The organism is Anaerotignum sp. (genome assembly GCF_030625865.1).
In the GTDB taxonomy this organism is placed as follows: domain Bacteria; phylum Bacillota; class Clostridia; order Lachnospirales; family Anaerotignaceae; genus Chakrabartyella.
The window spans coordinates 1-21,499 of sequence record NZ_DAOUQB010000040.1; the positions used below are offsets into that span (position 1 = coordinate 1).

The 21,499-nt window shown below is 38.4% G+C and carries 16 protein-coding genes; 4 read left to right on the forward strand and 12 right to left on the reverse strand.

Annotation, left to right across the window (positions count from 1 at the left end):
* Positions 1 to 980: transglycosylase domain-containing protein (locus tag P9Q65_RS10690; RefSeq protein ID WP_304509412.1), on the reverse strand; the 980-nt coding region annotated here is incomplete at its 3' end.
* A 181-nt stretch (positions 981 to 1,161) separates the two neighbouring features.
* Between P9Q65_RS10690 and yunB the strand changes: the two genes are divergently transcribed.
* The 3 genes from yunB (at position 1,162) to P9Q65_RS10705 (ending at position 3,273) form a co-directional block, all read left to right on the forward strand.
* Positions 1,162 to 1,794 carry a sporulation protein YunB gene (gene yunB / locus P9Q65_RS10695; protein WP_304509413.1) on the forward strand — a complete coding sequence of 211 codons (633 nt, stop codon included), beginning with the start codon at positions 1,162 to 1,164 and terminating at the stop codon, positions 1,792 to 1,794.
* 85 nt (positions 1,795 to 1,879) lie between these two features.
* Entirely contained in the window at positions 1,880 to 2,455 is a 576-nt protein-coding gene (locus P9Q65_RS10700) for a hypothetical protein (RefSeq protein ID WP_304509414.1), read from the forward strand.
* 233 nt (positions 2,456 to 2,688) lie between these two features.
* Positions 2,689 to 3,273 (forward strand): hypothetical protein, encoded by a 585-nt coding sequence (locus P9Q65_RS10705; protein ID WP_304509415.1) that lies wholly within the window; start codon positions 2,689 to 2,691, stop codon positions 3,271 to 3,273.
* A 126-nt stretch (positions 3,274 to 3,399) separates the two neighbouring features.
* Here P9Q65_RS10705 and P9Q65_RS10710 read toward each other — a convergent pair whose 3' ends face one another.
* From P9Q65_RS10710 to P9Q65_RS10750, 9 genes are all read right to left on the reverse strand, one after another.
* Positions 3,400 to 6,861: a pyruvate carboxylase gene (locus P9Q65_RS10710; protein WP_304509416.1), complete on the reverse strand. Its 3,462-nt coding sequence runs from the start codon at positions 6,859 to 6,861 to the stop codon at positions 3,400 to 3,402.
* 144 nt (positions 6,862 to 7,005) lie between these two features.
* Complete coding sequence (gene radA, locus P9Q65_RS10715; protein ID WP_304509417.1) at positions 7,006 to 8,406, reverse strand: DNA repair protein RadA; 1,401 nt, start codon at positions 8,404 to 8,406, stop codon at positions 7,006 to 7,008.
* Between the two features lie 77 nt (positions 8,407 to 8,483).
* Positions 8,484 to 8,897, reverse strand: a complete 414-nt coding sequence (locus tag P9Q65_RS10720; protein WP_304509418.1) for an endosialidase — start codon at positions 8,895 to 8,897, stop codon at positions 8,484 to 8,486.
* A gap of 157 nt (positions 8,898 to 9,054) precedes the next feature.
* The gene (locus P9Q65_RS10725; RefSeq protein ID WP_304509419.1) at positions 9,055 to 11,502 is read right to left on the reverse strand and encodes an ATP-dependent Clp protease ATP-binding subunit; all 2,448 of its coding nucleotides are present in this window, start codon (positions 11,500 to 11,502) and stop codon (positions 9,055 to 9,057) included.
* A 237-nt stretch (positions 11,503 to 11,739) separates the two neighbouring features.
* A complete protein-coding gene (locus P9Q65_RS10730) occupies positions 11,740 to 12,408 on the reverse strand; it encodes an RluA family pseudouridine synthase (RefSeq protein WP_304509420.1) in 669 nt (222 codons plus the stop codon).
* Between the two features lie 2 nt (positions 12,409 to 12,410).
* Positions 12,411 to 14,459, reverse strand: coding sequence for a glycoside hydrolase family 13 protein (locus tag P9Q65_RS10735; protein ID WP_304509421.1), 2,049 nt, complete (start codon positions 14,457 to 14,459; stop codon positions 12,411 to 12,413).
* 313 nt (positions 14,460 to 14,772) lie between these two features.
* Positions 14,773 to 15,312, reverse strand: a complete 540-nt coding sequence (locus P9Q65_RS10740; protein ID WP_304509422.1) for a hypothetical protein — start codon at positions 15,310 to 15,312, stop codon at positions 14,773 to 14,775.
* A 94-nt stretch (positions 15,313 to 15,406) separates the two neighbouring features.
* Complete coding sequence (locus P9Q65_RS10745) at positions 15,407 to 16,639, reverse strand: 6-phosphofructokinase (RefSeq protein WP_304509423.1); 1,233 nt, start codon at positions 16,637 to 16,639, stop codon at positions 15,407 to 15,409.
* A 469-nt stretch (positions 16,640 to 17,108) separates the two neighbouring features.
* The gene (locus P9Q65_RS10750; protein ID WP_304509424.1) at positions 17,109 to 18,446 is read right to left on the reverse strand and encodes an NCS2 family permease; all 1,338 of its coding nucleotides are present in this window, start codon (positions 18,444 to 18,446) and stop codon (positions 17,109 to 17,111) included.
* 275 nt (positions 18,447 to 18,721) lie between these two features.
* Here P9Q65_RS10750 and guaA point away from each other — a divergent pair, with 275 nt between their 5' ends.
* Entirely contained in the window at positions 18,722 to 20,260 is a 1,539-nt protein-coding gene (guaA, locus tag P9Q65_RS10755; protein WP_304509425.1) for a glutamine-hydrolyzing GMP synthase, read from the forward strand.
* 214 nt (positions 20,261 to 20,474) lie between these two features.
* On the opposite strand, the gene P9Q65_RS10760 is transcribed toward guaA, so the two are convergent.
* Entirely contained in the window at positions 20,475 to 20,969 is a 495-nt protein-coding gene (locus tag P9Q65_RS10760) for a hypothetical protein (protein WP_304509426.1), read from the reverse strand.
* Positions 20,970 to 21,264: 295 nt separating this feature from the next.
* Positions 21,265 to 21,417 (reverse strand): hypothetical protein, encoded by a 153-nt coding sequence (locus P9Q65_RS10765; protein ID WP_304509427.1) that lies wholly within the window; start codon positions 21,415 to 21,417, stop codon positions 21,265 to 21,267.
* Between the last annotated feature and the right edge of the window lie 82 nt (positions 21,418 to 21,499).

A 21,499-nucleotide genomic window follows, 5' to 3' on the forward strand; every position in this document is an offset into this window, starting at 1 on the left:
GCAATCTGATCAATCATGGCTTCCACAAAGTAATTATGATTCGCCGTTGCATTTTCGTCTTCTGCATCACTGCACACCAGATTTGCATAAACATCCTCTGCGGAGGCCTGATCATACTCACTCTGCGTAATATATCCCAAATCCAGCATTTTCTGCAATATGGTCAATTGGCGTTCTTTGTTGTATTCAGGCTTCGAATCAGGCGCATATAGACTGGGATTTTTGGTGATTCCGGCTATAGATGCACTTTCTGCCAAGGTAAGATCGGCCGCATGTTTCCCATAATAATATTGTGCCGCTGCCTCGACGCCATTCAATCCATGGCTTAAGCTAATGGTATTTAGGTATAATTCCAGAATATAGTCTTTGGCCGCTTTTTTCGTTCCAAGCTGTTTCTCCAAAGATTTTTCCAAAGAAACTGCTAGATACTGCTCTTTCACTTTTCTTACCAACGTTTTTTCATCGTCTAATACCTCGTTTTTAATCAACTGCTGCGTAAGTGTGCTGGCACCTTGTGAGAAGCTAAATGTTCTAACATTTTGCACCGCAGCACGCATAATTCCTCTGAAATCAATGCCATTATGATCATAAAAACGCTCATCCTCAATGGCGATAACAGCCTCTTGCATATACTCAGGAATTTGACTTAACTTAACATATTCTCTGTTTTCATCCCCATGTAGTTTATCAAATTCTACTCCATTGGCATCATATATAAGCGAAGTATAAGATTCCGGTGTAACATCCGCTGTATTAATCATATCCGTGCCTTTTAGGATACCAAATACTGTTCCTAACCCAGCGCCCACAACAGCAAAACCGATAATCACGACAATCGCTATAAGCACCTTAAAAAATTTGCTTGCACCTTTGCGTTTGCGCCGCTTTTTCTTCTTTTGACCTGGGCGAGTTGAGCGTGAAGACGAACTGCTTCTTGAAGAGCCATCAGGAGGACGTCTCCTTTGATGCGTTTCACTCATATACATAAACCCCCTTTAATTCAATATGATTATAGCAGAAATCAACAAATAGGAAAAGAAAAATTTCTTTACAACAATCTTAATCCAGTATTTTGCATAAAAACCATTCAAGAATCACCTGTGCATTTCTCTTTGATATTCTAAGACTTTCCTTCATATCTTAGTTTGAGGAGGTGATAAAATGAAGAAGAAAAAACGTAAAAAAAAGAATGGCATGCTCACGCTTTCTCTTATTTTTATTTGTACTTTTTTTCTTACGATTTTAGTCTTATATCATATGGAAAAAAAAATTGTCCCCTCCTTGCAAGAAATTTCACATAACCGTTCTACGGCTCTTGCAAATGACATTATTAACAACTGTATTCAAGATATGATGAATGAGCAATCCCTCTCCTGTGAAGATTTTCTCATTGCAACAGACAGCGAAAATCCTACATACAGCACAAATACCCAGCAAATCAATCTATTTTGCGCAAACCTAAACAAAAAAATTAACACTGCCATGCAAACCCTGCCATACGAAAAAATTCAGATTCCTCTGGGTGCCGCTTCAAACTCCAACTTTTTTGCAAATTGGGGGCCACAAATTCCTTTCACTTTGATGCCTGGAGGCGAAATAAACTCGGATTATGAAACCTCTTTTGTAACCGCAGGAATCAATCAAGTCAATTATAAAATTTGGATTAACTTAAGCCTTGAAATTCAAATTGTTAATCCCCTTTATTCTGAAAAAATTACACTGACAAAAAAAATTATGCTGGTAGATACAATTATTGGCGGAAAAGTACCGGATCTTTTTTTTAGCGCAGGATAAAATTAGAATAGATGTTGACAGAATGAACAAAATATTATTAAATGTTAGATAGACTAGGATTTACTATTTTTTGGAGGTACTGGAAATGGTTAAAACACTGAAAGATTTTTTATACGAACTTGGTAGTCTTTCTTACGACAATGGTGACTTTGCCATAGTGAAAGACAAACTTAAAGAAAAAGAAGTAAATAGCTTCATAGACTGTTTTCTTCCCGGAACAGAAATTTTGAGTGATGGTAAAAACGGAAAGCCTCTGGCATTAAAAGGTGCAGCAAATGCCGATAAGCGTGCAACCGGTGAAGAAGAGTTGGAATTTACAGGATATCAACTGTACGACTACTCCGATTCCGACGGAAATTGGTATGTTGTTACCCTTCCTTCCTTGGAAAAATTAGAGGCATATCTTTTAAGCGAAGCCGGCTATCTGAATTTTTACAGCACGCAAATGTTTGTTTTTGAAAACGGTGTAGAAAAACCCTTTGAAATTATGTTTAATGGGGATAACGATACCGTTGTAGGTATTGATAAAGATTCCATGGATGCACCCTTGGATATTCCCGCTTTACAAGGCAGAATTTGGGTTAGATGGAAAGATGCCGAAGAATTAAAACCCTTGACCGATGCTGATGTTGAAGCATATAAAAAATCCATCGGGAAATAAAAGCTCCATTAACACGCAAAAACAAAAAATTATAACAGTGATAAAGGCACAATTGCTATGCCTATCACTGTTATTTTTTTGCGGCTTCTGCCCCTCTATTCCTGTTACCATACCCCAAAAACAGTATTATTTTCTCCTCACATAAATTGTCTTTGTGTATACAATATAATATATAAAGGTTGTCTCACACTATTTTATACACTATTTTATACACTATTTTAGGAGATGGTACTATGGGAATGCCCGAAATAATTGGAAGTAATATAACCCGTTTTCAAGCAATTACAGACATCTTAGAATCCGTAGCTTATGAGGAAGCCGCAATTTCACATATCTTAAATGCAGAAGGTGAAAAACTACAAAAAGTTGTTGAAGATGAAGATGATTATACAACAAATATTTTGTTGACAAACACATCTATTAAAAAAACAATTAATTCCGTAACCCTTTTGGAATTGCTTCTAATTAAGAAATTAGAATTATTTGAAGATTGCATTTGTCCTCCACCCGAACCCTGTATTCCTATTCAAGATGTATCTATCGATGTCATTCCTCCGGATTTAGGTAGAACTGTAACAAAAATAAGCAATGAATATTTTACTATAACCAAACAAAGCGCTACAACACTGGCTGGCAGTTGTTATATTACATTGATACCCGATTATCCTGTTACTTTAACAACAGCCCCCACAGGAGTTTCTTTAGCCGGAAATACTCTGACCATTGATTATGCAGTTGTTACAGAAGGAGAAATAACTTTAACAGCTGGAATTGGCGAATGCGAAATCGAGATTCTCATTGAATTTTTTGATGTTTAACAGACGAGAATACAGAAAAATTCATTGACTCAATATTTCCTTTCATTGTAATTCTTTCTGAACTTTGCTTTCTCATAAAAAAAGCCACACATTTCTGTGCGGCTTTTTCATTTTATACGTTTTTTATTACTCTTTTACAAAGGATACCAATAAATCACCTTGACTTACCTTTTCTCCTTCTACAGCATAAATCTTGTCAATCACACCGTCTTCTTTTGCTACAATTGAGGTTTCCATCTTCATTGCCTCAACGGTAAGCAACGGTTGATTTTTCTTTACTTCGTCCCCTTCTTTCACAAAAATCTTGCTGATTGTACCAGGGATAGAAGACCCCAGATGATGGGGATTATTTTTATCCGCTTTTAATCTACGGTCGCTCTTTACTTCCAAATTCTGATCCAGAACCTTTACATCTCGCATTGCACCGTTTATTTCAAAAGTAAGGCTACGGAATCCTTCGGAATCCGGGTCAGACATATCAATATATTTAATCAGGATATTTTTACCTTCTCCAATTTCGATAGAGGTCTCCTCACCTTTTGCCAAACCAAAGAAATAAACATCACTGGTTAATTTGGAAACATCTGTATAATATTCCCAATGATAGCAGTAATCATCGTATACCTTAGGGTACATAGCGTAACTAATAATATTTCTTGAGTTGATACGCTTCATAGTATGGGTTTCAAGCAAATATTTTTCAATTTCCTTCAAATCCGCAGGAGCCAATAATGCACCCGCTCTACCTTCAATGGGTTTTTTACCCTTTAATACGATTTTTTGCAACTCTTTAGGGAACCCACCTTCAGGTTTACCAATGTTACCCATGAAGTAGTCCACAACAGAATCGGGATAAGACAAATCTTTGCCCTCTGTCAAAATATTATCTTTATTCAAACCGTTCTTGGACATAAAGATAGCCATATCACCAACAACTTTGGAAGAAGGTGTAACTTTAATGATGTTGCCCAAAAGATCATTCGCTTGCTTATACAGATGTTTAATTTCCTCAAAGTTATCTGCAGAACCCATAGCCTTTACCTGTGCCAGTAAGTTAGAATACTGACCACCGGGGATTTCATATTTATAAATTTCCGTATTAGGTGTTTTCATTTCGCTTTCAAAGCCTGTGAAAATTTGGCGAACACCTTCATAATATCTGCTTAATTCTGTCAACTGTTCTGTATCCAAGCCTGTATCTCTTTCTGTACCCTTTAATGCCTCAACAACAGCATTCATGGAAGGCTGGCTGGTTAAAGAACTCATAGACTGGATTGCCAAATCGGCAATATTTACCCCTGCCTCTGCTGCCATTAAAACAGTGCTTACACCATTTCCCGTTGTGTCATGGGTATGCAGATGCAATGGAATATTCAATTCAGATTTTAAGGCTGTAAATAATTCTTTTGCTGCGTAAGGCTTTAATAAACCTGCCATATCCTTGATTGCAAAAATATGACAGCCCAATGCTTCCAATTCTTTTGCCTTACGAACATAATAATCCAGTGTGTATTTCGTCTCTTTAGGATTTAAAATATCACCTGTATAGCAAATTGCACCTTCAACGATTTTACCTGTCTTCAAAGATTCTTCGATAGGCATTTTCATATTTTCAACCCAGTTCAAACTATCAAAAATACGGAAAACGTCTACGCCTCTTTCCGCAGAAATTTTAATGAATTCCTGCACCACATTATCTGGATAGTTTGCATATCCAACGGCATTGGAAGCACGCAAAAGCATCTGAATTAAGGTATTTGGCATTGCCTTAGACAACTGCTGTAAACGAATCCAAGGTGATTCCTTTAAGAAACGATAAGCAACGTCAAAAGTTGCACCGCCCCAGGCCTCAACAGAGAAAGCCTTTTCCATTGCCATGTTGGTTGCAGGTGCCGCAACAATCAAATCGTTCGTACGCAATCGGGTTGCCATCAAAGACTGATGGGCATCACGCATAGTTGTATCTGTAACAAATAGGCGTTTTTCTTTCATCAAACTCTGAGTAAAATCTTTTGCTCCCATTTTCAAGAAAGCATTCTTTGCGCCGTTTACCTCAAAGGTAGAGCCATCCTCGTTTTTGCCAAAAGAAGGAGGATCGATTTTTTCAAATTCCGGTTTGTTTCCTTTAGACTCGTTTACAATTTTATTACCGATAAATTCTGCAATTTTTGTAGCACGATCCTTTCCAGGAATAATATGAAACAATTCTGGAGTATTTTCAATGAAAGTTGTAGTGCATTTTCCATCACTCCAAGTCTGGCTTTTCAGCACATTAATCAGGAAAGGAATGTTGGTTTTTACACCACGGATTCTTGTTTCTTTGATGGCACGAATTGCCTTATGCGTCGCTCCTTCAAAACGTCTGTCATGAGCAATAATTTTAACCAGCAAGCTATCATAATAAGGTGTGATTTCCGCACCTGTATATGCAGTACCGCCGTCCAAACGAATGCCCTTACCTGCGGAAGAACGATACACATTGATTTTTCCTGTGTCCGGCAAGAAGTTATTTGCAGGATCCTCTGTCGTAATACGCAGCTGAATTGCAAAACCGTTGGAAGCAACGTCCTCCTGAGAAGAAATTCCAATTTCAGGGGCATTTAAAGCGTAGCCTTCCTCAATCAAAATCTGCGCCTGAACAATATCAATTCCCGTTACTTCTTCTGTTACGGTATGCTCTACCTGGATTCTGGGGTTCATTTCGATAAAATAGTAGTTTTCATCTGCATCAACCAAAAATTCCAGTGTGCCTGCATTTTTATAACCAACATGCTTTGACAAACGAACTGCATCACTGAAAATCTTTTCTCTAACCCCATCACTTACTGTAAAGGCAGGGGCAAATTCCACTACTTTTTGATGACGTCTTTGTACAGAACAGTCACGGTCAAAAAGGTGAACTACATTGCCATATTTGTCTCCCAAAATCTGAACTTCAATATGCTTGGGATTACGAAGATATTTTTCTACGAAAATTTTATCATCGCCAAAAGCTTTTTTCGCTTCGTTTCTTGCTTCTTCAAATTCTTTGGGCATCTCTTGAGAGCTGTTTACAATACGCATACCACGACCACCGCCGCCGTTGCTTGCCTTCAGCATAACAGGATAACCAACTTTTTCTGCAACCTCCATCACTTCGCCCAAATCACGGATCGCATGATCTACACCTGGGATAATTGGCACGTTGCACTCAATTGCCATTTGCTTGGATGAAATCTTATCACCCATGGCATACATAACTTCAACCTCAGGGCCGATAAAAGCAATCCCTGCTTTTTTACAAGCGGAAACAAAATCGGGATTTTCGGAAAGGAAGCCATAGCCGGGATGAATGGCATCTGCGCCCTTTGCCTTTGCAATCTTAATGATATTGTCAATATCCAAATATGCATCAATAGGTCCTTTTTCGGGATTCAGCATATACGCCTCATCTGTTTTGGTACGGAAAAGAGAGTATTTATCTTCTTTGGAAAAGATACCTATAGTCTGGATGCCCAGCTCATTTAAAGCACGATACACACGAATGGCAATTTCGCCACGGTTTGCTACAAGCACCTTTTTAAACTTCTTAATTTGTACTTCCTGCATTTTTATACCTCCTTAATCATTATGCTTTTTAATCAAAACCCTCGGTTTACAATTGAAAACCTTGTTTACTATTATAATATAGGTTAGCTTATTCGTAAACTAAAAATCTGTAGAGAATTATATAAGCAAAACTTATATGTACCGTCATTTTTTCCCACGAGGAAATACTTTTCCCATTAAATGTGTTAGGTTTTTGCACTCAATTACTTCCAAATTATCCAATTTTACTTTTCTGGCTCCCTCAAATGCTACAAATACCTTTGAAAAGCCCATTCTATCTAATTCCCGAATGCGCCCCTCTATTGCGGGGATTTTCTTCAATTCCCCCGTCAATCCAACGTCAGCAATAAACGCCCAGTCTGATGGCAGAGGAAAATCTTTAACTCCGGAAACAATACTCATCAACACCGCCAGATTTGCAGCCTGCTCTTTTAAATACAAGCCGCCTGTTGTTTTCACAACTACATTTTTATCATATAGTTTTATCCCACCACGCTGTTCCAATACAGATAAAAGTGTATTTAACGTATCTTTTTTCATATTCTCGCTAATTCTGGAAGGATACGGCGTAAAGGAATTGGAAACCAAACTTTCAATTTCCGCTATCACAGCACGGGAGCCTTCCCTTAAAACAGTTATGGCACTTCCGGAAACCGCATCTTCCTTTTTTCGTTTGGTAACAAAATATTCCGATGGATTGTCGATGGAGGAAAGCCCTTTTTCAGTCATGGCAAAGAAACCCATCTCCCCCGTACTGCCGAAGCGGTTTTTAGAGGCAATCAAACTTCTTAACTCCTCTGCGCCCTCTCCCTCCAAAATCAGTACCGTATCAACCAAATGCTCCAACGCCCTTAATCCTGCAATTTCATCGTTTTTGTTCATCTGCCCAATCATAAAAACAGCTCGAGGTCTGGCTTTATTTTTAGCGCATTGCACCAATGCTGAGGCGCACTCCATAGTTTGGGTAGGGTTTCCTGCTCTGGAGGGATAAAATTCTGCCAAAGCAAAGGTTTGGATACTATCCAAAATAATAAAATCCGCATCCACTTCAGTAATTGCCTCCAGCACACGATCCATAGAAGTATCTGCCAAAATCCAAATATTATCCTCCACCTTTTCCAGTATACGGTCGGCTCTGCTTTTGATTTGGCTATCACTTTCTTCACCGGAAGCATATAAAATACGTTTTCCTGCCTTTGCTAATTGGCTGGCAACCATTAAAGATAGAGTAGATTTTCCCCCACCTGGTGGAGAGGTGATAATAGTAACAGAATCTCTGACAATACCGCCACCCATCACACGGTCAAACTCGGTAATATTGGTAAATAAACGTTCATTTCCCGTAATTTCTACTTCAGATAAACGAGAAACCGTCTGATTAGAAGAAGCTTTCGCCATTCCCTTAGAGAAAGACTGCCCCTTCTGCCCTTTCGTTTCCTCTCTCTCCTCAAATGTATTCCATTCTCCACATCTTGTGCATCTCCCTGCCCATTTTGGACTTACATATCCACAAGATGAACAAACATATACGATTTTTGTCTTCATATCTCCACTCCCTGCCACAGAAAAATCTGTATTCAGAAAAAGTGGGCTGTATATTCATACAGTCCACTTTGTATTGATTAACCAATCTTTTGAACCTTCACATATGGCATATTATTTTGTAAATCCACACTTACGGTTACCTTGCCAGCCATATTCGTTTTTACTTTGCCTACATTAACATCATCAATCAAAATTTTATAATCCGTAGCTGGCTCCATTTCCAATGTCAACTGCACGTCCTCGTGACCTTCCACCATGAAATAAGCACCATCTTCAGTTAAAGTAAATTTATGTATGGTAGCGCCAGGCACTACCTCCATTAGCATTTTTCCATTCTTTTCCAACTTGGTAATTTCATTATATGTTTTAACCTTGTAAAGATCTCCTTGCACCTCAAAATCCAAAACCTTTTTCTTTTCTTCCATTAAATAGTTGCCGAAGCTGATGCTACCATCCTCTTCCCGACGGATCAATTCTTCGATTACAGCCATTACGCTACCTCCCAAAAAATCACTTTATACAATATACTTTCGAAATAAAACCTTAAATTTCGCCAAATTTCTCTCTTCATTTGGAATAGGTTGATTATAACACAAAACAAGGTTTTGGTATATACTAAATTTATTATTTTAAAAGGTAAAAAACCAATTATTTAACATTTCTGAATGAAAATCCATTTGTTTTTACACCCACGGATATTTTACTGCCTCCTTGGATATTTCCGCTTAAATATTCCTCGGCAAAAGCATCCTCAATCTTTGTTTGCAATGCTCTACGCAAGGGTCTGGCACCATAAGCCTTGTCGTAGCCAACTTCTGCAATTTTTTCAATTGCCTTATCGGTAAAGGTCAACGTAATATCCATATTTTCCTTCACTCTATCAGAAAGTGTTTTTGCCATGATTTTTACAATATCCACAATATCCTTTTGTTCCAAAGGATGGAATACGATAATATCGTCAATACGATTGATAAACTCCGGTTTGAAGATATTTTTCACTTCGTCCATAACGCTTTTTTTCATTGCCTCATAGCTTTGCTCCGTTGTTTCCACACTGGTAAAGCCCAGCTTTTTCGGTGCAACAATGCTTCTGGCTCCGGCATTTGAAGTCATAATAATAACCGTATTTTTGAAGTCTACCTTTCTTCCCTGCCCATCGGTTATATGTCCGTCATCCAAAACCTGTAAAAGGACGTTAAATACCTCGGGAGAAGCTTTTTCAATTTCATCAAAAAGAATCACAGAATATGGATTCCTACGGACCTTTTCGCTGAGCTGACCCCCTTCTTCATAGCCAACGTATCCCGGAGGCGCCCCTACCATTCTGGCTACGCTGTGCTTCTCCATATATTCGGACATATCTATGCGAATCATAGAGGATTCATCACCAAAAAGTGCCTGTGCCAAGGCTTTGGAAAGCTCTGTCTTACCCACACCTGTGGGACCTAAAAACAGGAATGAACCAATGGGTCTATTCGGGTCCTTCAGTCCAACACGACCGCGGCGAATTGCTCTGGCTACGGCTTTAACCGCCTCCTCTTGCCCAACCACTCTTTTGTGCAAAGTATCTTCCAAAGCAAGCAATCTTGCTGTTTCTTCTTCCTTTATGCTTTGCAAAGGAATTCCTGTCCAACGGGACAGAACTTCAGCCACCTCTTCAGGGGTAACCGTATGGTCGTTGACATCGTTCTTTTTCTCCCACTCTTTCTGGGCTTCCTTTAATTCGGTGCGCAAAGCATCCTGCTGTTTTTTAATTTCACCTGCTTTTTCAAAATCCTCTGTAATAATGGATTCTTCTTTTTCCTTTTCCATTTCCGCCAATTTCTTTTGTAAATCCTTTACGGCGATTGGCGTAGCATAGGTTTTTAAGCGCAATCTGGAAGCAGCCTCATCAATTAAATCAATGGCTTTATCGGGCAAAAAGCGTTCTGTTACATATCTCGTAGAAAGCTTTACCGCTGCCTCCACCGCTTCATCGGTAATGGTTACCTTATGATGTACCTCATATCTGTCACGAAGGGCACGAAGCATAGCAATTGCAGCCTGCTCACTGGGTTCCTCAACCTTTACCGGCTGGAAGCGACGTTCAAATGCCGCATCTTTTTCAATATGCTTGCGGTATTCATCCAATGTGGTTGCACCAATCAATTGTATCTCTCCACGCGCAAGGGAAGGCTTTAAAATATTAGAAGCATCAATTGCACCTTCTGCCGCTCCCGCTCCGATAATGGTATGAATTTCATCAATAAAAAGAATAATATTGCCGTCTGCACGCACTTCTGTCAGTGCCTTCTTCATTCTATCCTCAAATTCTCCACGGTATTTTGAACCTGCAATCACAGCTGAGAGATCCAAACTAATAATTTTTTTGTTTTTCAATACCTCAGGAATATTACCGTCGGCAATTTTTTGCGCTAACCCCTCTACAATTGCAGTTTTGCCCACACCGGGATCCCCTACGAGACAAGGGTTATTCTTTGTTCTTCTGCTCAAAATTTGAATAATACGCTCTATTTCCAAATCTCTGCCAACAATGGGGTCAAATTTGTTGTTTTTTGCCATTTCCGTTAAATTACGGCTGAATTTATCTAAGGTTTCCGTTGTGCTTTTTTCATTTTCTTCCCCATTGGAGTTCATTCCTTTGACCCCTGGCGTTTCGTTGTCACCGGCGCCCAGCATATTCATAATATCTGCATACACCTGCTGACGGTTAATATTTAATTCCACCAAAATTTTAGTTGCAATGTTGTCTTCTTCCCGAATTAATGAAATCAACATATGCTCCGTACCAACATAACCTGTCCCCAATTTCATTGCTTCCTGTAAGCTAAATTCCACCACCCTCTTTGCTCTTGGTGTATAATCCGCAGGTACATAAAAGGTCCTGTTATATTCGTTTAGTGCAACAATTCTATCCATAACCTGATGATAGGTTACCCCTTGTATTTCCAATGCTTTTGCTGCAACACTTTCCTGTACCAACGTCAGCCCCAGCAAAATATGTTCCGTGCCTACATACTTATTTCCTAATTTCAACGCCGCCTCTTGGGCTCTCGATAAAACTTCTTGTGCTTTTTTTGTGAATTTACCTTCCATGTTCTTCACCTTCCTTAACTTGTTAGCCATTAACGCTTGTGATTGCTAATGCTATGTTTAAAATAAAAGAACTTTTCAGTTCTTCTATTCTTTTTCCATATTTAATAAATTATACGAAAGAAATAACAAGGGGATACCTAAAACTATTTTTCAAAAAAAGTTTCCATTCCCTACGTCACTCATGTCTGTTTGATACCCACATTATAATACACAAAGTAAGAAAATGCAAAGCTTGTTTTAGCTTTTTCCAATAAAAAGCTGAAAAATTCCTTCCACCGGTAATTCTTCGAAATACCAAGGCTGGTTTGTAATGGGATGATACCCTTTTAATGCGAAGGCCCAAAGGGCAATTTCCGTTCGTCCCCTTTTTTGAAATAATGGGTTATATTTTTTATCTCCCCAAATAGGTGCACCTGCATGAGAAGTCTGCACTCGAATTTGATGATGGCGGCCTGTTTCCAATCGTATTTCCACATAACTCAAATCCTGATTTTCTTCCTTTTTTGCTTGCAAAACCTCATAATGCAAAACAGCTTTTTTTCCTGTTTTTTCTTTCGATGAAACAACCTCCGAAAGATTTGTTCGCATATTTTTTTTCAAATAATCAACCAAAGTTCCTTTTTCTTCGGGTAATTTACCGCAAAGAACCGCACGATACCGTTTTTCCAAAAATCCCGCCTGCATCTGCTTAGCAAAAGACGCCTCCGCTTTTTTTGTTTTCGCAAAAACAAGCAGTCCGCCAACAGGCCGATCTAAACGGTGAATTAAACCAAGAGAATGTCCGCAATATGCCTCTAAAGCAGAAAGCAAATCCAAATCTCCTGTTTTGTCCCCCTGAGTGGGCATTCCTTGAGGCTTTCTGGCAACAAGCATTGCCTCATCCTCGAATAATATTTTCCATTCCATTTCTACACTTCCTTTAAAAGAATCCCGCTTTTAGGCTGCAACACCAACCGTAGATGTCCGTTTTCCACGACAAATCCTTCACTTTTGGTATGATACCCATTTTCATCTGTTGTGAGCAGCGCTTTCATTCTTCCCTTTTCCATTACCCCAATTTGCCAAACGGGGACATGTGCTTCTTTTTTACAATCACCATTGTTCAATACGACAACGCACCGATTCTGCTCCGTAAATCTTCCGTAACCAATCACACCGTATTCGCCAAATAATTGTTTGAAAGAACCAAAACGCAACGCTTCATTTTCTTTTCGCAAACGAATACAATCTTTGTGGAAGGCAATCAACTCCTGATTTTCCCTCCCCCAAGGATAAGGCCTGCGATTGTCAGGATCCGTCCATCCCATAACGCCTGCCTCATCTCCATAATATATGGTGGGAGAACCAATCCATGTCATTTGAAACAAAACAGCCTCTCGCATCACCGATAGGTGAACACCTTCCTCTGCGCTAGCGGAACCATTTTCCTCCAATCTCCCTAATTGTCGATTCGTACGTGTCAAAAAACGAGAATGATCATGATTCGAAAGCTCATTCATTGCTGTAGCTATGGCTTGTATGGGCAGTTTTGACATTTGATAAATCATACTGCCCCAGAAAACATCGGCATTGTTGTATAAATCATCTCTTGCGTCGGTACTATGCTTGGATACCCCTGTGAAAAACCAGGTCAAAGGCTCCATAAATGCATCATAATTCATAATGCTGTCCCATTGGTCGCCAAAAAGCCACGGCTTCGCATCCCCGTAATGCTCCGCCAAGATAATGGCATTGGGATTGGCTTTCTTTACTGCATTACGAAATTCCCGCCAAAAAATGTGGTTAAATTCCTTTGTTTTCCCCAAATCCGCCGCTACATCCAATCGCCATCCATCGGCACAAAAAGGCGGCGACACCCATTTCCTAGCAATCTCTAATATCTCTTGGCGCAGTGCTGGACACCCTTCTATATTTAACTTGGGATGGTTTTCATACCCCCACCAGCCTTCGTAACTGTTTCCCTCTTGATTCCAATAAAAATAGGGATGATAAGGGCTGTTTTTATCCCAAAAAGCACCCTGGCTTTTGCCGATATAAACACCCTCTCGATCCATCCATTTATGAAAAGCGCCACAATGATTGAACACGCCATCAATAATCACCTTAATACCCCTTTTATGGGCTTCTTCCACTAATGTGGCAAAAAGTATATCGCTCTTTTCCAAATTGATTTCATTGGTAATACGTGTAATATATTTCGTTGCTTCCCCATTTTCTTCGGAACCAAAGAGCAATGCGCCCTCTTCCACCTCAATCACACCAAGATGGGGATCAATATGCTCATAGTCTTGAATATCATATTTATGATTACTGGGGGACACAAAGATCGGGTTTAGATAAATTGCATCAATCCCCAAATCCTCCAAATAATCCATTTTTTCCAAAATACCTTGTAAATCCCCACCATAAAAATTGCGGATATCCTCCACTTCTGGGTTTAAGAACCAATCCTCCACCCGTTTTACCGGCTTTCCCAAATACATATACTCATTGCTTAAAACATCATTTTTTTTATCTCCATTAAAAAAACGGTCGGGAAATATTTGATATATTACTGCTCCCTTTGCCCATTGGGGTGTATAATAATTTTTCAACAACTCAAACCAGCCTTCGGTTTGGTATTTTTCAAATACACCATATTTTGTATAGTAAAGGGTAAATCCCTCTCCTTCAATGGAAAAATAATAACGCTCTGTCTCAGCAGAAGGTGGTAATTCAACTTGATAATAGTCAAAAACAAAGCTTGCCCGCATTTTTTTCATGGGCAAACGACTTTTTTCTGTACACAAATACGGCTGCAGTACAATATCCCTTCCCGCCCTCAGGGTAATGGTAACGGTGTCACATTGGGATGGCTCTGATGGCATGCGATAATTTATGGTTTCATCGCTAAAAATCGCTTGAGAACAAAAATATGGAATATTCTTCAACCAAGAAAAGTCGCCATAGTTCGGCATACTCCCATCTCCTTCCATTTTCATTGCGGTAATTATACCACAAAAGCATAAAAAACAAAGTAAAAATATTATACCCTTAATAAACCAATCTCCTATTGGGAAATATTATTTTAGAAGAAAATTTTGAATTATCATCGAATTTAACACAAATGAAAAAGAGCAGCCTGCCGATGACTGCCCTTTTCCAAAAAGAGAAGGTATTTCTTATTGGGATTACGGATTTACCGCAATGTGAAAATATTGGGGAGTTTTCACGTTTTTATTATAACATGTGGGACAAAAAATGTCTAGCATAAATTGTATAAAAATAAAATTAACTTGTAAAATCCGATAACAAGCGAACCAAATTTTCCTCACCCAAAACATAAATGCCTTCCTTGAGTTCTTGGCGTTCTGGCTCAGGCAAAACCGAAATGGGCACTTGTGTTACTTCCTTCAGGCGCATTTTTTTATCGAGATCCTCAACAAAAACGGCTAAATATCCTTCATATTCCTTTAACAAAAATACCTCACTGCTCTTTCCCTTAACAGAACAGCGCAATATCACCTTTTCCGGAGAGAAGTAAACAATTTGCCATCCGGTATAAATACTTTGCAACTGCTCACGGTTTAAGCCTTCCAAAAAATCAGGCACCGGCTCCTCTTCTTCTTTTGTAATTGCATCCACTGTATAATAATACTGGTAAATTATTTTACCTTCTTTTTTAATCGTAACCTCATTTTTTGCAACAGAAACAGCTTGTTCCTGGGCTATAGGATTTTGTTTTTCCTGATCTTTTGTCGATAAAAAATAGCCAAACCCTAAGAATAGAAAAAACCCAACAAAGGCCAGAAGTACAACTTTTTTCATCATAGAATCCACCTCGAAAAAAGTATGTACACTTTTGGAAAATTTTATACAAAAATATCATAATACCTTAGGAGCTATATTTTCAAACAGCCTGATATTATTTCACTAAATCCAATCTAAAGTGAACAGGCACACCGTTTTGGTAAGTACATGGCAACTCCCCTTGAATAAGTGGGAGCAAATAATCAACTAATTCCTGCTCTACATCGTTCCCTTCTTGGTTAATCCATTCCAGAGGAACTGTCTTAACTTGATTTGCAATTTTTTCTATTTCCACAAAGTCTATCTCAAATTGATAGGGCTTTGAAGATGTTCTTTTGATTGCCGCCATTTTTCCCGTTCCTCCGGAAATGGCATAATCTGCCGCCGCCATTCCAAGAAGTCTGGATTCATATATATCTGCTCCACTTGCTACATGAGACGCACACCTTTGCATCAAATTCAACTCTACACTTCTTACTTTGCAACCAATTTCCTGACGCACAATTTCTTCTAAATATCTTGCTGCACCAGCCAAAATTTTATGCCCAAAAGCGTCTGTTGTTCTATCTTGAAGACAGTCTGTTATATACTCACCTGTTTCGCTTTTGATCCCCTCGCTAACCGCAACAATGACCGCATGTTTTTCCGCCAGCTTATCTCTTACGTCCTCCAAAAAACTACTTACAGAAAAAGGTTTCTCACAAAGATAGATTAAATCAGGCGCTCCATCCCCATTGGTCCTTCCTAAAACAGAGGATGCCGTAAGCCAACCCGCATCCCGCCCCATTACTTCTACAATGGTCACCGCCGGTAAGGCATATACATTACAGTCGCAAGCAATTTCCGAAAAAGTAGTAGCTATATATTTGGCCGCCGAACCAAACCCGGGGCAATGATCTGTTTCCATCAAATCATTGTCAATGGTTTTAGGTGCACCCATAACGCAAATATCATTAATTTTATGTAACTTGCAATACTCCGCAAGCTTATGCACCGTATCCATAGAATCATTTCCGCCGATATAAATAAAATAACCAATATTATACTTTCTAAAAACGGAAATAATTTTCTCAAATTCATATGTATTTTCTTCCCAATGGGAAAGCTTCATTCTACATGAGCCAAGTGCCGAGGAAGGTGTCTGACATAAAAGCTGCAAAGCCTGAGGATCAGAGAGCATGGTATTCAACTCTACAATTCTATCAGCCAAAATACCGATAATGCCATTTTGTGCCCCATAAACCTTATCTATGTTTTTGTCTGCCAAACCTTTTTCTACCACGCCGCACAAAGTAGCATTAATTGCTGCAGAGGGCCCACCCGATTGGGCAACCAATAAGTTTTTCATTTATATCCGCCTTTCCAATTCATCCTTTTTTCGTTCTAAAACAATTATAGAATTATTTTCGTCAAGAAACAACAACAATTTTTTCCGTGATGGTTTTCCCTCACAATGCCCTATCAACACTTTATGTCTCGGCTTAATGTTCCGTTTGCTCAACCCCTAGCACCGATAAAAACTGAATCCGTGACGGTAAGTTCAGTTCCGCCTGTTACAGTGACTTCATCTCCGTCATATTAGAAGTCTAATAGTTCTTTAACAATAAATTTGTCAAGAAATTCCCACGAGAAATGAGCAGGCGACTAAATTTCACTTGCACATTCATCTCCTTTCTCAAGAATCACTGAATAAAGAAACGGATAAGAGAATAAGCTAACTCGCCTATTTTCCTATCCGTTTCTTATTTATATATGTCTACACAGTTTTGTCTAGTAATCTGATTAAAAACCTGTTATTGATAAACCCAATCAGACTTTTATCCCAAGATCAGTTTGATAAAGAATAAGATCCCTATGATTACGATAACAGGATTTAATTCTTTTTGTCTTCCGCTAAGCACCTTCAATAGTACATATGAAATTACACCAAATACCAAACCTTCGGAAATACTATAGGCAACGACCATCATAAGAATTGTCATAAAAGCAGGGAAGCCCTCTGTATAATCACTAAAATCAATATCTCTGATATTTTCAACCATAAACAGACCAACCACTACCAATGCAGGCGTTGTTGCAAAGGAAGGAATTGTTGTTAAAATAGGAGAAAACAACAAAGCCACAAGGAACAAAATTGCCGTGGTAAACGCCGTCATACCTGTGCGTCCTCCGTCAGATACGCCGGAAGCACTTTCTACGAATGTAGTTACCGTGGATGTACCCATAGCAGCACCAAGAGTTGTTGCACAAGCATCTGCAAACAGTGCACCCTTAATGTGGGGAAGCTTGCCATTTTTATCAATAAAACCTGCTTTGGTAGAAACACCGATTAATGTACCTAAAGTATCGAATAAATCTACAAACAGGAAAGCAAAAACAACGGTAACAAAGTCAAGAATTTTGATGCCATGGAAATTCAGTTTCATTGCTATGGGAGCAATGCTTGGTGGTGTAGAAACAATACCCTGAGGAATCAAGGAATACATCCCCGCATCAATATCCACTACATAAATTCCGGTCAACTGACAAATAATACCCAAAACCCAGGTAATAATAATTCCTAAGAACAACGCACCCCTTACTTTTTTCACTACCAGAGCCAAAGTAATAATCGTACCAATTAAAGCTAATGCCACAGAAACACTTTTAATATTGCCCAATCCTACGCAAACGCTGGAATTGGGAACAATTACGCCTGCATTTTGCAGACCGATAAACGCAATAAACATACCAATACCAACACTGGTTGCTTTTTTCATATTAGAAGGAATTGCATTAAAAATTGCTTCTCTTACATTCACAGCAGAAAGCAAAATAAAAATAAGACCCTCTACAAAAACAGCGGCTAAAGCAACTTCCCATGGATAGCCATACTGTCCGCAAACGGTAAAGGCAAAGTATGCGTTAAGCCCCATACCGGGAGCCAGTGCAAAAGGATAATTTGCAAAGAATGCCATAAATAACGTACCCAGTGCAGACGCAATGCAAGTTGCAGTCAAAAGTGCACCAGCATCCATCCCCGTTACACTTAAAATACTCGGGTTAACAACAAGAATATATGCCATTGTCATAAATGTAGTTAATCCGGCAAATATTTCAGTTTTCATTGTGGTATTATTTTGTTTCAATTTAAATAGATTTTCGAAAAAACCCATATTTCCCCCTCCTTTTTCGTAGGTAATATATAAAAAATAAGTAAAAAAAGACAATGACTTAAAGATGATAGCAAAGTAACGACAACATGTCAACGGGTTAGGAAAGTATATCCTACAAAGATTTTGAGAAAGAAGCAACTTATTTCATAGTTTTTTTCTCTTGTCAATATTTGTGGGCTATGCTAATATAAACAAAGAACCTGTCGTCGGAGCTTTTCGACGGCTTTTCTTTTCAAATGAGCGGATGGTAATGAAGTATTTTATGGAGGTTAATGATGAACCACGAAATGATTATCATATTAGACTTTGGCGGCCAGTATAATCAGCTGATTGCACGCCGCGTCAGAGAGCATCATGTATATTGTGAAGTCATGCCTTGGAATAAGCCTATCGAGGAAATCAAGGCAAAAAATCCAAAGGGTATCATTTTCACCGGCGGACCCAACAGTGTGTATGAGGAAACTTCCCCTCACTGCGATCCTGCAATTTTTGAGCTGGGCATTCCTGTGTTAGGCATATGCTATGGTTGTCAGCTGATGGCGTATACACTGGGTGGTAAAGTTGGGAATGCAAACGAAAAGAGTGAATACGGAAAAACAGAGGTAACTTTCGACACCAGTAGCAAGCTTTTTAAGGGAATTGATAAAAAAGAAATCTGTTGGATGAGCCATACAGACTTTGTAACAGAGATGCCGGAAGGCTTCCACGTTGTTGGTAAAACTTCCACCTGCCCTGCTGCAGCAATTGAATGCCCCGAAAAAAGTTTTTATGGTGTGCAGTTTCACCCTGAGGTAAATCATACACCCAAAGGCACCAACATGCTTCACAACTTCTTATATGAAGTTTGCCGTTGCAGTGGCGACTGGACTATGACAAACTATATTGAAGATCAGATTAAAAAAATAAGAGCACAAGTTGGTAACGGCAAGGCACTTTGTGCCCTTTCCGGCGGTGTTGATTCCAGCGTTGTTGCTGCATTGGTTTCTAAGGCAATCGGCAAACAATTGACTTGTGTATTCGTTGACCACGGCCTTATGCGTAAAAACGAGGGCGATGAAGTAGAATCCGTATTTGATGGTTTTTTTGATTCTCATTTCGTTCGTGCAAACGCACAGGAACGATTCTTGAGTAAGTTAAAAGGCATTACTGATCCCGAGGCAAAAAGAAAAATTATTGGCGAAGAATTTATTCGTGTTTTTGAAGATGAGGCTAAAAAAATCGGGAAAGTTCAATATTTGGTTCAAGGGACAATTTATCCCGACGTTATTGAAAGTGGTTTAGGTGATTCAGCTGTTATTAAATCTCATCACAACGTTGGCGGATTACCCTCCGTTGTTGATTTTGAAGAATTAATAGAACCCCTTCGTCTACTATTTAAAGATGAAGTAAGGCAAATGGGTATTGAACTTGGTTTACCAGAAACCTTGGTATGGCGTCAGCCTTTCCCCGGTCCCGGCCTGGGCATTCGTGTCATTGGCGAAGTGACAGAAGATAAATTGGCAATTTTAAGAGATGCTGATGCCATTTTCCGTGAGGAAATTGCAAAAGCAGGTTTAGACCGTAGCATCAATCAATATTTTGCAGTTATCACGGATGTTCGTTCCGTAGGTGTTATGGGTGACTTTAGAACCTATGATTATACTGTAGCCCTTCGTGGTGTAACAACCACCGACTTTATGACTGCCGATTGGGCGAGAATCCCTTATGATGTATTGGATCGCATTAGCGTTCGTATTGTAAACGAAGTGAAACACGTAAATCGTATCGTGTATGATATTACGTCTAAGCCCCCTGCTACGATTGAGTGGGAATAAATAACACAACCCCTGCAAGCCTTTAAAAATCTAGGTTTGTAGGGGTTTTTATCATCAAAGCGTACTAAAAGCGTACTATTTTTTCAAATCTCATAAAATTTTCATACTCATTTGATTAATCGTCCCAGTTACTCTACCATTTTAATTCTGATAGGTTGAAACAGGCTATAATAATATCTTGATTGTAATGATTGTTTTTTATAATAACCATAAACTATTTATATTTGCTATATGTATCCATCAAAAGTTGAGTTCTTCTGGAAATACCTATTTTTTCAAAAAAGTCTTTTTCGAACGTACATCCAGGTGCTTCTAACTCATCAAGTAATGCTCTAATTTCAATTTCAAGAATGCGTAAAACAATTTTACAATTTTGATATTCATTTACAAAGATTTTGGGGAGATCACTCGTTTTAATCTCATCTAATGTCTCATTAACAATTGTTATTTTTTCTAATTCAACTTTTATCTTTTTTAATTCTCCGCTAAATATTCTACTTTCATTTCTCAATAAGATTAGAGAAGCACAAGCAAAATTAATAAATTCTAAAGCATTACATTTATTAATTTCTTTAATCTCGTTTATTTCATTTTTTGAATGTTTAGATTCTTTATTAAAAATATAAATAGCTATCCATACACTAACCGCACTCGTAAGCAATGTTGTGATTATTGGCACAATAACATTTATAACTACTTGATTATCCATTTTTCCCTCCCCATGCTTAACAACGAATTTTTTTAATTTGACATTATCCTTTTTATTTTATTCATAATAAAAACCTTTGTCAAATCGCTTCAAAAATATTCAAACTTAAAAATTTCTGTTCCATATTTTTAAAAGTAACGTAAACCTCGCAAATCTTATAAATACAAGGTTTGCGGGGTTTTTTTATCTTTGAGGACATTTCGATTATCATATCTCTGCAATATTAAAGAAAAACAAGAGTCGTTATCTAAATAAAATTAGGTAGTTCCTCTTGCTTTTAGTTGTAATTATTTGCTTATTCTTTTGCAGTTAACTCAATAGTTGTTATTGCAGTTTCTTCTTGCGCTATGTACATTTCTTCTGCCTGTTGCTGAATTTCTTGTAAACTTTCAATGGTATCTGTAATTTTGTTGAACAAAAGAAAATACATATTTTTATAATCTGTCATAATATCACCTCAAATATATAATAGCATACTGCACATATAAAAACAAGTGTAAATAAAGTGTGTATATATCATATTATTTTAG

Bases quoted from the DNA above. Each gene is read 5' to 3' on its own strand.
- yunB (WP_304509413.1), top strand. From the start codon at position 1,162: ATGAAGAAGAAAAAACGTAAAAAAAAGAATGGCATGCTCACGCTTTCT.
- P9Q65_RS10720 (WP_304509418.1), bottom strand. From the start codon at position 8,897: ATGGCTGTAATCGAAGAATTGATCCGTCGGGAAGAGGATGGTAGCATC.
- P9Q65_RS10745 (WP_304509423.1), bottom strand. From the start codon at position 16,639: ATGAAAAACTTATTGGTTGCCCAATCGGGTGGGCCCTCTGCAGCAATT.
- P9Q65_RS10730 (WP_304509420.1), bottom strand. From the start codon at position 12,408: ATGGAATGGAAAATATTATTCGAGGATGAGGCAATGCTTGTTGCCAGA.
- P9Q65_RS10710 (WP_304509416.1), bottom strand. From the start codon at position 6,861: ATGCAGGAAGTACAAATTAAGAAGTTTAAAAAGGTGCTTGTAGCAAAC.
- P9Q65_RS10735 (WP_304509421.1), bottom strand. From the start codon at position 14,459: ATGCCGAACTATGGCGACTTTTCTTGGTTGAAGAATATTCCATATTTT.
- P9Q65_RS10760 (WP_304509426.1), bottom strand. From the start codon at position 20,969: ATGGATAATCAAGTAGTTATAAATGTTATTGTGCCAATAATCACAACA.
- P9Q65_RS10750 (WP_304509424.1), bottom strand. From the start codon at position 18,446: ATGGGTTTTTTCGAAAATCTATTTAAATTGAAACAAAATAATACCACA.
- P9Q65_RS10700 (WP_304509414.1), top strand. From the start codon at position 1,880: ATGGTTAAAACACTGAAAGATTTTTTATACGAACTTGGTAGTCTTTCT.
- P9Q65_RS10725 (WP_304509419.1), bottom strand. From the start codon at position 11,502: ATGGAAGGTAAATTCACAAAAAAAGCACAAGAAGTTTTATCGAGAGCC.
- P9Q65_RS10765 (WP_304509427.1), bottom strand. From the start codon at position 21,417: ATGACAGATTATAAAAATATGTATTTTCTTTTGTTCAACAAAATTACA.
- radA (WP_304509417.1), bottom strand. From the start codon at position 8,406: ATGAAGACAAAAATCGTATATGTTTGTTCATCTTGTGGATATGTAAGT.
- P9Q65_RS10705 (WP_304509415.1), top strand. From the start codon at position 2,689: ATGGGAATGCCCGAAATAATTGGAAGTAATATAACCCGTTTTCAAGCA.
- P9Q65_RS10740 (WP_304509422.1), bottom strand. From the start codon at position 15,312: ATGATGAAAAAAGTTGTACTTCTGGCCTTTGTTGGGTTTTTTCTATTC.
- guaA (WP_304509425.1), top strand. From the start codon at position 18,722: ATGAACCACGAAATGATTATCATATTAGACTTTGGCGGCCAGTATAAT.